The organism is Streptomyces sp. NPDC057438 (assembly GCF_042802995.1).
Taxonomy (GTDB): Bacteria; Actinomycetota; Actinomycetes; order Streptomycetales; family Streptomycetaceae; genus Streptomyces.
The window spans coordinates 53,409-65,396 of sequence record NZ_JBHVDD010000052.1 but is presented as its reverse complement, the minus strand read 5'-3'; the positions used below and the strand labels follow the sequence as shown (position 1 = coordinate 65,396).

The following is an 11,988-nucleotide window of genomic DNA, read 5'->3' as shown; positions in this document are numbered from 1 at the left end:
CGCGCCGATGGGCGGGCCCGCCGCCCTGCCGGATGCCGGCACGGTGGCCACGCGGTGCGTGAGCCAGGCGTCAGTGGGAGTGGCCGAGTTGGGTGAGGGCCAGGTCGAGCATGTCGGCGAAGAAGTCGGCCGCGGTGGTGTCCAGGCACAGCGGTGGCTTGATCTTGAGGATGTTGAGGTGGTCCCCGGTGGGCTGGACGATCACGCCGAGGTCGAGCATGCGGTCGCAGAGTTCGGCGGTCTCCTCCGTGGCGGGTTCCAGGCCGACGCGGTCCCGGACCAGTTCGAGGCCGAGGTAGAGGCCCGAGCCGTGGACGGCGCCGATGATGCCGTGACGGTCGGCCAAGGACTCCAGCCGGTTCTTCAGATGGCCGCCGACCCGGACCGCGTTGCCCTGGAGGTCCTCCTCGCGCAGGGTGTCCAGGACGGTGAGGCCCACGACGCTGGACACGGGACTGCCGCCGGTGGAGGAGAAGAAGTAGCCCTGGTCGCGGTACCGGCCCGCGACCTCGCGGGACGTGATGACGGCGCCGAGGGGATGTCCGTTGCCCATGGCCTTGGCGACACAGACGATGTCGGGGACGACCCCCTGCTGCTCGAAGCCCCAGAACCAGTGTCCCAGGCGGCCGTATCCGACCTGGACCTCGTCGGCGACGGCCAGGCCGCCGTGCCGCCGTACGGCCGCGTACACCTGGGCGAGGTAGCTGTCGGGCAGGGCGACTCCTCCGGCGTTGCCGTAGAAGGTCTCGCCGATGAACGCTCCCGGCGGGCGGCCGGTGGCGGCGAGTTCGTCGATCACCGCGACGGCCTCGGGCGCGTAGCGCACGGCGTCCGCCCCGCGGTGGCGGCCGCGGTAGGAGTTCGGCGAGTCCACGGTGTGCACCCAGCTCGGGCGGGTGGCCAGGGCGTTGGGGTTGTCCTGGAGCGAGGTGGAGACCGCGTCGGAGGCGTACGTCCAGCCGTGGTACGCCTCGCGGAGCGCGACGACGTCGTGTCGTCCGGAGGCGCCCATGGCCAGGCGCAGGCCCAGATCCACCGCCTCCGAACCGGAGTTGACGAGGAACACCGTGTCCAGGGGGTCGGGGAGGAGCGCGGCGAGCCGCTCGGTGAACTCCACCACGGAGGCGTAGTGGAAGCGCGAGTTGGTGTTGAGCCGCCGCGACTGCCGGGAGAGCGCCTCCTCGACGCGGGGGTGGGCGTGGCCCAGGGGGGTGACGTTGTTGACGATGTCGAGGTAGGACCGGCCGTCGGTGGAGAGCAGGTGATGGCGCCAACCGCGTTCGATGCGCGGGGGGTTGGCGTAATAGTGCCCCTGTACGGTGGCGAACGCGGCGTCGCGCCGGTCGAGCAGGTCCCGCTCGTACGTACGGTCGCGGGCGGTGACGGGGAGGCCGAGGAGCGGGGCGGGGTCGGCGGTGAGCGCGAGCCAGCCGGCCGCGTACTCGGGGCGGACCAGGTGTGGCACGGTGGGGGCGTCGGCGTGGCGCAGCCCGATGTGGACCGAGGCGCCGGAGCCGAGACGGATGATGTCGTCGCCCGCCCGCAGCGTCGCGCCGGTGGTGATCGCGGGCCGGAGGGTGTCGGGGAAGTCGAGTGAGAGCGTCCGTGTGCCGTAGGTGAGTTCCACGTGGCCGGGCGCCGCGGCGAGGACCTTCCCCGAGGCGGGCGCCTGGATCACGGCATCCCGGCCGACCCGGAGGTCGATGCCGGTGGGCACCGTGGCGGGGGACAGCGCCGACAGCGCAGGTGTCCGGGTGAGTCGGGCGTGGGCGTACCGGGTGGCCACGGCGGCCGCTCCGCCGGTGAGCGCGGCGGTCATCAGCCGGTCCTCGGTGCCGGGGTCCGTCCAGGCTCCGCGGTCCATGGAACCGGCGTCGGTGGACAGGTCGAGGAGGGTGATGCCGTCGCCGGCGAGGTCCCGCAGGAGCGGGCGCACCGGTGCATCAGCCTGGGTACGGGTGGTCCCGGTGGCCCGGGCGATCCGTACAGGCCCGTCCGCCGTGCCGGTGGCGTCCCTGATGAGCCGGCTCATCACGGGCAGGGGCAGCGAGGTTGCCTGTTCGAAGATGCGCCATTCGTGGTCGAGCGCGGCTGTGGCGTAGGAGTTGTCCTCGTCCACGGCGGCCTGGTGCCGCCCGCTGACCACCAGCACGGCGGCGCGCAGGACCACGAGCGGCCACACCGCCTCGGCCTCCTCGGGGGAGAGCGGCCGAACGGCGTGGAAGGCGCGGACGGCCGGCAGCACGTGGTGGGGCTCGACACCGTCGTGGTGGAGTATCGAGGACAGCGACACGGCGAGTTCGCCGACCGCCCAACTCGTGGTCACGTCACCGAAGTCGATGACCCCGTCCGGCATGGGCGGGCGGCTGTCGGGACGGCGGATCAGATTGTCGTCGGTGAGGTCCAGGTGCACGGCCTGTGACGGCAGCGAGGCGGCGAGCCCCTGGACACGGGCCCAGGCTTCGGCGGTCGAGGCCCGGACGGCGGTGCGCCGGTCGGGTTCGTCGATGTACCCGGCGAGCTTGGCGACCACGCGATCGGCGTACCGGGGGTCCCACTGGAGCACACGGTCGAGGCCCGGATGCCGGAAGTCGCGCAGGGCGGCGCTGACCTGCCCGGCGATCGTGCCCATACCGGCCACGGTGCCGGGGGACAGGTGCCGGGGTCCCGAGAGCGTGCCACCGGGCAGGTAGCGCAGCAGTCGTGCGAAGGCCGGACCGCTCTCGGTGTCCACCGTCGTGCGTCGCGGGGAGCCGTCCGGGCCGCGCAGGACCGTGGCGATCCGCAACGCCGGGCAGGCTCGGGCGATCAGGTCGGCAGCCTCGTCCTGGGCCTCGATCTCCACCGTGCCGAACGCGGGGTTGGCGATCTTCAGAATCGTCGCGGGCGTCCCGTCGGCGGCCCGCAGCAGGAAGTTGGCGTCCTGCTGGCTGCCCAGCGCCTGCGCCCGGGCGGTGACGCCGAGGTGTTCGGCGGCGATGCGTTCGGCCTCGGCTGCGGTCGTGCGGGGTACGGGAAGAGCGTCCTCGGTGAAGAAGTCGATCGTGCGGTGCTCGTCGGGCAGCATGTGGGTTCCTCGGCTGGTGTGGGCGAACAGGGCTCGGACGCTCGCCCGACTCAGTCGACGTGCCACAGGAAGCGGTGCGTGTGGATCGCGAAGTAGGGGAAGTTCTCCACGGACGCGACACCCTCGACCGGCCGGACGACGTCGTTGACGAAGTCCAGGAGGTCCCGGGGCTGAGGGCACACCACCTCCACGAACAGGTCGAAACCGCCTGCCGTCAGGACGGTGTACACGACCTCGTCGTGCCGGGACAGTTCGTCGGCGACAGCCCGGGGGTCGCCGTCGATGCGCAGGCCCAGCAGCGCCATCGTCTGCCGGCCCATGGTCATCGGGTCGGTGACGCCGACGACCTGGACCGTGTGGCTGTCGATCAGCCGCTGCAGCCGGTGCCTCGCGGCCGAGGGGGACAGCCCGACCTTCGGTCCCAGATCGGCGTACGGGATCCGGCCGTCGACCTGCAGTTCCCGCAGGATGGCGCGGTCGATGTCGTCCATGGGTCACCTCCCCTTCCTGCCCGTGAACGGCAGGCTGGTGCATGTTTCAAGCACCATGCCGGATTCACTCGCTTGATTCAAGCGCACTGACGATGGAATCGAGCGAGCGGGGCGTGCGGCTCCGGCCCTGGGCGTTTCGCTCGACATCGGTCGCTTAGGCTGGTTCCCCGTCGCCGGTGAGGAGACGCAGGTTCGCAGGTCGCGGCGGCGTGTGCGCTCGCCGTCCGTCGAGGGAGGCGTACGCGTGGCAGTTGCTGGGGGGCGGTCGCCGAAGCGGCTCCAGCGGGGGACCCTGTCCCAGGGGCTCATCGTGGGGACCGCGCTGCGGATCCTCGACGAGGACGGGCCGGACGCGCTGACCTTCCAGCGGCTGGGCAAGGAGCTGTCCTCCTCCGCGACCGCCGTCTACCGGTACTTCGCGAGTCGCGACCACATCATGGTCGCCGTCGCGGACGAGCTGGACAGGATCTCCCTGGAGGGGTACGAGCCGCACGAATCGTGGGCCGAGTCGCTGCGGGACCTCGCGACCCGGGCCTGGGACACCGCGCTGGACCACCCGGCGGCCGCCGCGCTCTGCATGGGCAGGGTCACCCGGGGCGTGCACGAACTGCGTGCAGTCGACGCCGTCCTGGAGGCATTCCATCGCGGCGGCTGGCGCGGCCGGGCGGCCGTCCTGCACTACCAGGCGTTCTCGAACTTCTTGCTCTCCGTCGCCAGCAACAACGCCTGGCGGCTCGTCAACCAGCGGTTCGGCACCGAGGTGAACTGGGTGCAGGAGTACCAGCCGGCGAATCCTGACGCGTACCCCTACGCGGAGGCGTCGAAGGAGTATCTGCGCAGCATCGACATGACGGACGTCTTCCGCCGGCAGACGGACCTCGTCCTCGCCGCCCTGGAGGCGGAGGCGGCCACACTTCCGCGCGACTGACGCGCGAGGTTTCCGCGCGGCGGATACGGCCCCTGCCGCGTGACCGCCGCGCGCTCCTGAGGCGGCCGGTGCGAGTCGCTGCCGCACGAAGCACCTGCGTGGCGGACGCGCGGCGCTCCCAGGGCGGTCGGCGTGGGTCCCTCCTGCGCGGCTGACGTCGGAGCGCCTGTGTGGCGGACGCGCGACGTGCGCTTGCGGGTCGGCGCGGCTCGGTCCCCTCTGGCGTGCGCGCGGCGCTCCCGCGTGGCCGATGGTGTCCCAGCCGGGTTTCCCGCGCGGCGTGCACGCGGCGCTCCCCGGCAGTCGGCGCGGGGCGCTCCCGCGCGCGGGAGGCCGGTCGCGCGCCCACGCGAAGGGGGCGGGCGCCCCTGCGCGCGCTGACACGCGTCACTCTTCGACGGCGTCGGACGGCAGCCCTCGCGCGGCCGAAGGCGGCGGCAGGATCGGCACGCGCAAAGATAGTGAACGCTATTGACTACGTCGTTAACTTGGCGGCATCCTCTCCCCACCGAGTGCTCCACGGCTCGCTTTCGAGCGGCGTCCACCGAGCGCCGCGCGCACCGCCTCCACCCCGAACTGCTCGCGCTCGTCCACCCGATCCGTGCGACCTGTGCAGAGCGCGACACCCTCTCCAGGAGCACCCATGCGCCAGACCCGTACCCGCGTGGTCCCCGTGACCGCGGCCGTCGCCATGACGGCCGTACTCGCCGGCTGTACCACCACGGGATCGACGTCCGGAGACGCGAGCGGCGGCGGCGACGCCACGACGACGAAGATCCGGACGACGATCGACGTGCCGGCCAGCTTCGACCCCGCCAAGGCCCTGTCCCTCCCGGACTACCAGCTCGCCCGGAACAGCTACGACACCCTCGTGCGCAAGGACGACGGCGGGCTCGTGGGCGGGCTCGCCACCAAGTGGACGAGCACTCCCACCGCGGCCACGTTCACCCTGCGGGCCGACGTGACCTGCGCCGACGGGACGCCGATCACGCCGGAGGTCGTCAAGGCGTCCCTCGACCGTTTCGTCGACCCGAAGACGGCCGCGCCCGATCTCCCCACGATCTTCGGCCCCGGCAACACGGTGAAGGTGACCGCCGACGACGCGGCCCGCACCGTGAAGGTCACGCTCGCCCGGCCGTGGGGCGACATGGTCGCGGGTCTGTCGGTCGCCAGCACGGGCATCGTCTGCCCGGCGGGACTCAAGGACCTGAAGGCGCTCGCCGCCGGCAAGGCCAAGGGCTCCCAGTCCGGCCCGTACGTCCTCGCCAAGTCCCAGTCCGGCGTCTCGTACACCTACACGCTGCGCCCGGAGTACAAGGCATGGCCGGCCTGGCGCACGAAGATCCCCGGCAAGGTCGCCGCGACGACGGAGTACCTCGTCTCGCCCGACCCGACCGCGACGGGCAACCTCGTCACGAGCGGCCAGCTCGACATCGGCAAGATCGACGCATCCGGCATCCCGCGCTTCGACGGCGTGGACGGCCGCAGCGTGAGCGTCAGCCGGTTCTCCGACTTCTATCTCCTCTTCAACGAACGGCCCGGCACGGTCTTCGCGGACGTCGCCACCCGCCGGGCCGTCGCCCAGGCCGTCGACCGCGCCGCCTTCACCAAGGTCGTCTCCAAGGACACGGGCGAGCCGTCGACGATGTTCGTGCAGAAGAACATCCCCTGCAACGACCCCGCCACCTCCTTCCTCGTACCGAAGGACAAGGCCGCGGCGGCCGATGTGCTCAAGGGCAAGAAGATCCGCCTCGTCGGCCCCCAGGTGGTCGGGCCGGCCGGCGCCGGGAACCAGTACATCCAGGAGGCGTTGCGGGCCGCGGGCGCGGACGTCACCCTCGCCAACGTCGATGTCGGGGCCTGGGTCGGGACCGTGTTCGGCAAGCCCGACGCCTGGGACCTCACCGTCTTCGCCGACCTCAACTTCCTCGGCAGCCTCGCCAACCCGCTCGCCAAGTTCGTGGGCCCGACCGTCCCCGAGGGCGGCGGCAACCTCGGCGCGGTGAAGAATCCCGCGTTGGACAAGGCCTTCGCCCAGGGCACCGAGGCGACGACCGCCAAGGCCCGCTGCGCCGCCTACCAGAAGGCCGCCAAGGCCGCGATCGCGCAGGTGGACGCGGTGCCGCTGGTCAACGACCCGTTCATCTACGCACTGCGCGAGGGATTCAGCGCACAGATGCTCGGCGGCTCGCTCGACGACCCGATCCTGCGCATCACCGGCTGACGGACCCCGCCCGCACGGCGCGCGGACCCGTGCCACCGGACCCCGGCGTCCGGCACGGGGAACCGCGCGCCGCCTCGGAGCCCCCTCCCGCGTCCCTCGCACCTATCCGACAGGAGCCCCCTGGTGATCGACCCGTTCAGTACCGCCCAGCAGATCGCTGACCTCATACGCACCAAAGAGGTCAGCCCCGTGGAGGTCGCCGAGACCTACCTCGACCGCATCGAGCGGATCAACCCCGCCGTCAACGCCGTCGTCTGGCTCGACACCGACGCCGTGCGCGCGGCGGCCGTCCGGGCGGAGCGGGCGGTGCTGCGCGGTGACCGGCTCGGCCCCCTGCACGGCGTCCCCGTCCCCATCAAGGACCTCAGCTCCGTCGCGGGACAACCCAACACGATGTCCTCACTGGCGATCAGGGACACCCCGCAGACCGTCACGGACCCCGACGTCCAACTCCTCCTCGACGCCGGTGCTATCCCGCTCGGCCGGACGAACTCGCCCGAGTTCGGCGCCCTGACGGTCTCCGAGAACGCGCGGCACGGCAAGACGCGCAACCCGTGGAACCCGGCGCACACCTCCGGCGGATCCAGCGGCGGCGCGTCGGCGGCCGTGGCCGCAGGGCTGGCACCGGTGGCGCACGCCGGCGACGGCGGCGGCTCGATCCGGGTCCCGGCGTCCGTCACCGGCCTCGTCGGCCTCAAGCCGAGCCGGGGACGCGTACCCGCGTTCGTCCGGGGCTGGGAACACTCGACGACCGAAGGCGCGATCACCCGCACCGTGCGCGACGCGGCCCTCATGCTCGACGTCATGGGTCGTGCCGACCGGCTCGCCTGGTACAGCGCGCCCGAACCGGGCCGCCCGTACATCGAGGAGATCGGCGCCGACCCGGGGCGCCTGCGGATCGGCCTCCTCCTCGACGCACCGACCGGGCTGCCGGTCGACGAGGAGTGCCGCACGGCGGCACTGACGACCGCGCAGGCACTGCGCGACCTCGGGCACGACGTCGTCGAGGCCCGCCCGAAGATGTTCTCCTACGAGGCGATCATGGGCTTCACCTGGACGATCATCAGTGCCTCCACCTACGCCATCGAGGTCGACGACCCCGACGCGGTGGACCCCTACATCCGGCGCCGCCGCGAGACCGCCCTGGAGGTCAGCGCGGGGGACTACGCCCGGACGGCGGCGCGCCTGCAGGCCGAGTCGCGTGACGTGGTGGCCCAGTGGGGCAGGGACTTCGACGTTCTCCTCACCCCGACCACGGCCGTCGTGGCGCCGCCGGTCGGCCCCGTGTACGACGAGGCGAACTCCGACCCGGACGGCCCACGGGCCACCGAGACCCGGATGGTCTCGTTCACCGCGTTCGTCAACATCGCCGGGCTGCCCGCGATCTCGCTGCCCGTCCACACGACCGCGGACGGACTGCCGGTCGGCGCGCAACTCATCGGCGCGCCCTACGACGAGGCGACGCTGCTGCGCCTGTCGGCCCAGCTCGAACCCCGGTTCCGCTGGCATGAGCGGCACCCGGACGACGCGGCACTCGCGGCGGCGCTGTGAGCGCCGGGTCCGCGGCCCCGACCGGGCCTGTACCGGTCGTCCCGGCCGGTCCGCTGCCGACCGCCCCCGCCGGCCGCGTCACCCGGCTGCGGCTGCGCGGTGGCTGGGCCGGGTTCGCCGTCCGCCGGGCGGGCGGGCTGCTGATGTCCATGACCCTGCTCGTCCTCGTGACGTTCCTCATCGTGCCCCTGCTGCCCGGGGACCCGGCCCGTGCCATCGCCGGCACCAGCTCGTCCCCGGCCACGCTCGCGGCGATACGCGAACGGCTGGGCCTCGACGAGCCGTTGGCGACGCGGTTCGTCCACTACCTCGGCGACATCGCCTCCGGACGGCTCGGCACCTCCTTCCGGTTCGACACCCCGGTCGCGGACATCATCGCGACCCGGCTGCCGTACACCGTCCAGCTCGTCATCCCGGCCGTCCTGCTCTCCCTGCTCATCGCCGTACCCCTCGGCATGACCGTCGGTGTCCTCACTCGCGACGGACGCCGCCGCCGGCTCGGCGTCGGCTTCGGCACGCTCGCCGGTCTGCTCGCGTCGGCGCCGGTCTACGTCGTCGCGACCCTCCTCATCGTGCTGTTCTCGATCAGTCTCGGTCTGCTGCCGTCCGGCGGCGCCACCACACCGAGCGCGCTGATCCTGCCGATCGCCGCGCTCTGCATCGGTCCGGCCTTCGCCATCGCCAGGGTCGTCCGGCAGGAGACGGCCTCCGTCCTCGCCCAGGACTACATGAGGACCGCCCGCGGCCACCGTCTGGGATCCGTACGGCTCCACCTGCGCCACGCGCTGCCCAACCTGGTGACGAGTGTCCTCACCCTGAGCGGTCTCGTCCTCACGTCCCTGCTCGGCGGGACGATCATCCTGGAGAACGTCTTCACCTATCCGGGGCTCGGCACCGAGGTCGTCCAGGCGATCATCTACAAGGACTATCCGGTGATCCAGGGCATCATCCTCGTCGTCGGCATGCTGGCCCTGCTCGTCAACCTCCTCGTCGACGTGGTCCTAGGGATCGTCGACCCCCGCACTCTTGAGGGAGGGCGTCGTGGCCACTGACACGACCGTGCGCCGGTGGCGCCGCAACCCGTCGCTGGTGGCCGGCGCGGTGATCCTCGGACTGCTCGTCCTCGTCGCCCTCGTGGCCCCCCTGCTGTTGCGCGGCCCTGCCGAGACGCTCACCGGCGACACCCGGCTCGGACCCGGTGCCGGGCATCTCCTCGGCACCGACGCGTTCGGCCGTGACGTCCTCGCCCGGGCGCTCGTCGCGACCCGGCTCACCCTGCTCATGGCCGCCGCGGCCACCGCCGTCTCGTTCGTCGTCGGCGTCGCGATCGGCGCGCTGGTCCACCTCGCACCCGGGTGGCTGCGCGAGACCTCCCTGCGGCTGATCGACTCGGCGGTGGCCTTCCCCTCGCTCGTCCTCGCCCTCGTCGTCGCGGCGGTGCTCGGACCGGGCACGGTGTCCGCGATCGTCGCGATCGCCGTCGCCGGTGTCCCCGGATTCGCCCGCCTGACGGCGAATCTCGCCGCGACCGTCGCGGACAAGGACTACGTCCTCACCGCCCGCCTGCTCGGCGTTCCCGGCCTGCGCATCCTGGGCCGGCACGTCCTGCCGAACATCAGCGGGCCGCTGCTGGTGCTCCTCAGTTCGAGCTTCACCCTGTCCCTGCTCGACATCAGCAGCCTGTCGTTCGTCGGCCTCGGTGTACAGAACCCGCAGTACGACTGGGGCCGCCTGCTCAACGAGGCACTGCCGTCGATCTTCGCCCAGCCGTCGCTCGTCCTCGCCCCGTCGATCATGCTCATCGTCACCGGTGTGGGCGCCATGCTCCTCGGGGACGGCGTGGCCTCGCTGGTCGACCCGCGCACCCGCGGCGCGGCGCCCGCCCCGGCGCAGGACGGTGTGGCACGGCCGTCGGCGTCGCTGCCGGGCGGCACGGGGGCAGCGGTCGGTCCGGACCCGGACGGGCTGCTGACCGTCGCCGGGCTCACCGTGCGGGCCGGCGAGCGGACCCTCGTCGACGACGTGTCGTTCACCATCGCAGCCGGCCAGATCGTCGGCCTCGTGGGGGAGTCGGGCTCGGGCAAGTCCACCATCGCCATGGCGGTCGCGGGCCTGCTCCCCGAGGGCGTGCGGGCCAGCGCCTCGCACCTCACCCTCGACGACCTCGACCTGCTCGCGGCGCCGCCGGAGCGGCGGCTCGCCACCGAGATCGGCATCGTCTACCAGGACCCGATCGGCACGTTCAACCCCGCACTCAGGCTCGGCACCCAGCTCACCGAGGTGGCCAGGGTCCACCTGGGGACACCCAGGCGCCGGGCGGCACAGGACATGGTCCGCGCCCTGGCCGACATCCGCGTCACCGAGCCGGACCGGCGGCTGCGCCAGCACCCGCACGAGCTGAGCGGCGGCATGCTCCAACGCGCCTCGATCGCCTCCGCGACGACGACGAACCCCCGGCTGCTCATCGCCGACGAGCCGACGACGGCCCTCGACGTCACCGTCCAGGCGGAGGTACTGCGCCAGTTCCGGCGCATCAACCGCGAGCACGGCACGGCGATGCTGTTCATCTCGCACGACATCGGCGTGGTCGGCGTGCTCTGCGATACCGTCCTGGTGCTGCACGGCGGCCGGGTCGTCGACCGGACGACGGGCGCCGACCTGCGCCGGGGGACGGTCACCCACCCCTACACCCGCGCGCTGCTCGCGGCGACCCCCGCCGCGGTCGAGGCCGGCGGAACCCTCAGCGCGGTCCGGTGGACGGCCGACGCCCACGCGGCACAGCCGGACGGGGCGCCGACGGAGGACCTTACCGACACAGCCGCGGACCGATCCCCGGCCGCGGAAGGGAGCCACTGATGTCCGCCACCGCCAACCCGTCGGAGACGCACGCTGCCACCACCCCGCTGCTGCGCGTCGAGGACCTCACCGTCGAGCTCGGGCACGGCGTCGCGGCCCGCAGGGTGCTCAGGTCGGTCTCCTTCGACATCCCCCGGGGCAGCACCCTCGCCCTCGTCGGGGAGTCCGGGTCGGGCAAGACGACGCTCGCGCGGACACTCGTCGGCGTCCATCGGCCGTCGAGTGGCCGGATCCTCGTGGACGGAGCCCCGCTGCGCCCCGCGCGCGGACGGGCGGGGGCCGCGACGGTCCAGATGATCCCCCAGGACCCGTACTCCTCGTTCGATCCGCGGCGCACCGTCGCGCAGTCGCTCGCCGAGGCACTCGATCCGGTCCGGGCCAGGGTCGGACCGGCCCGGGCCCGGATCGCCGAACTGCTCGGCCAGGTGAGCCTGGACCCCGACGGCATGGACCGCTACCCGCACGAGTTCTCCGGAGGACAGCGGCAGCGACTGGCGATCGCACGGGCCCTCGCACCGGGGCCCCGCTTCGTCATCGCCGACGAGATCACCTCGGCCCTCGACCTGACGACCCAGGCCGAGATCCTCAACCTGCTCGCCGACCTGCGCCGCCGGCTCTCGCTGACGATGCTGTTCATCTCCCACGACCTGGCCGTGGTCCGGCACGTGAGCGACTCTGTCGCGGTCCTGCTGCACGGGGACCTCGTCGAACTCGGCCCGACCGGGGCCACGTTCGCCGAACCGAGCCACCCGTACACCGCCCAACTCCTCGCGTCCGTACCGGGCGACCCGAGGTTCCGCCTCGACGAGGAGCCCGCCACGGTGTGAACCACCGGACGCGGTGCGCCTCTCCGGCCCGCCGACCGGCTCAG

General features: G+C 72.6%; 8 protein-coding genes. 6 read left to right on the top strand and 2 right to left on the bottom strand.

Annotated features, from left to right (window positions below; translation table 11 throughout):
- Positions 1-70 precede the first annotated feature (70 nt).
- Together ACFU5F_RS25850 and ACFU5F_RS25845 are read right to left on the bottom strand one after the other, a co-directional pair.
- Positions 71-3,067 (bottom strand): aminotransferase, encoded by a 2,997-nt coding sequence (locus ACFU5F_RS25850; protein ID WP_383891702.1) that lies wholly within the window; start codon positions 3,065-3,067, stop codon positions 71-73.
- A gap of 50 nt (positions 3,068-3,117) precedes the next feature.
- Positions 3,118-3,558 (bottom strand): Lrp/AsnC family transcriptional regulator, encoded by a 441-nt coding sequence (locus tag ACFU5F_RS25845; RefSeq protein ID WP_383891699.1) that lies wholly within the window; start codon positions 3,556-3,558, stop codon positions 3,118-3,120.
- 244 nt (positions 3,559-3,802) lie between these two features.
- Between ACFU5F_RS25845 and ACFU5F_RS25840 the strand changes: the two genes are divergently transcribed.
- The 6 genes from ACFU5F_RS25840 to ACFU5F_RS25815 all read left to right on the top strand — a co-directional run bounded on the left by ACFU5F_RS25840 (position 3,803) and on the right by ACFU5F_RS25815 (position 11,944).
- Complete coding sequence (locus ACFU5F_RS25840) at positions 3,803-4,486, top strand: TetR/AcrR family transcriptional regulator (protein ID WP_383891696.1); 684 nt, start codon at positions 3,803-3,805, stop codon at positions 4,484-4,486.
- Positions 4,487-5,129: 643 nt separating this feature from the next.
- Positions 5,130-6,710, top strand: coding sequence for an ABC transporter substrate-binding protein (locus ACFU5F_RS25835; protein WP_383891693.1), 1,581 nt, complete (start codon positions 5,130-5,132; stop codon positions 6,708-6,710).
- A gap of 123 nt (positions 6,711-6,833) precedes the next feature.
- Positions 6,834-8,261, top strand: a complete 1,428-nt coding sequence (locus ACFU5F_RS25830) for an amidase (protein WP_383891691.1) — start codon at positions 6,834-6,836, stop codon at positions 8,259-8,261.
- Positions 8,258-9,313, top strand: a complete 1,056-nt coding sequence (locus ACFU5F_RS25825; protein WP_383891688.1) for an ABC transporter permease — start codon at positions 8,258-8,260, stop codon at positions 9,311-9,313. Before ACFU5F_RS25830 ends, ACFU5F_RS25825 begins: the two co-directional genes overlap by 4 nt.
- Positions 9,303-11,117: a dipeptide/oligopeptide/nickel ABC transporter permease/ATP-binding protein gene (locus tag ACFU5F_RS25820; RefSeq protein WP_383891686.1), complete on the top strand. Its 1,815-nt coding sequence runs from the start codon at positions 9,303-9,305 to the stop codon at positions 11,115-11,117. The genes ACFU5F_RS25825 and ACFU5F_RS25820 overlap by 11 nt, the downstream gene beginning before the upstream one ends.
- The gene (locus ACFU5F_RS25815; protein ID WP_383891683.1) at positions 11,117-11,944 is read left to right on the top strand and encodes an ABC transporter ATP-binding protein; all 828 of its coding nucleotides are present in this window, start codon (positions 11,117-11,119) and stop codon (positions 11,942-11,944) included. Before ACFU5F_RS25820 ends, ACFU5F_RS25815 begins: the two co-directional genes overlap by 1 nt.
- Positions 11,945-11,988: the final 44 nt, after the last annotated feature.

Excerpts from the sequence above, each read along its gene's own strand:
- ACFU5F_RS25850 (WP_383891702.1), bottom strand. The coding sequence starts at position 3,067 with ATGCTGCCCGACGAGCACCGCACGATCGACTTCTTCACCGAGGACGCT.
- ACFU5F_RS25845 (WP_383891699.1), bottom strand. The coding sequence starts at position 3,558 with ATGGACGACATCGACCGCGCCATCCTGCGGGAACTGCAGGTCGACGGC.
- ACFU5F_RS25815 (WP_383891683.1), top strand. The coding sequence starts at position 11,117 with ATGTCCGCCACCGCCAACCCGTCGGAGACGCACGCTGCCACCACCCCG.
- ACFU5F_RS25835 (WP_383891693.1), top strand. The coding sequence starts at position 5,130 with ATGCGCCAGACCCGTACCCGCGTGGTCCCCGTGACCGCGGCCGTCGCC.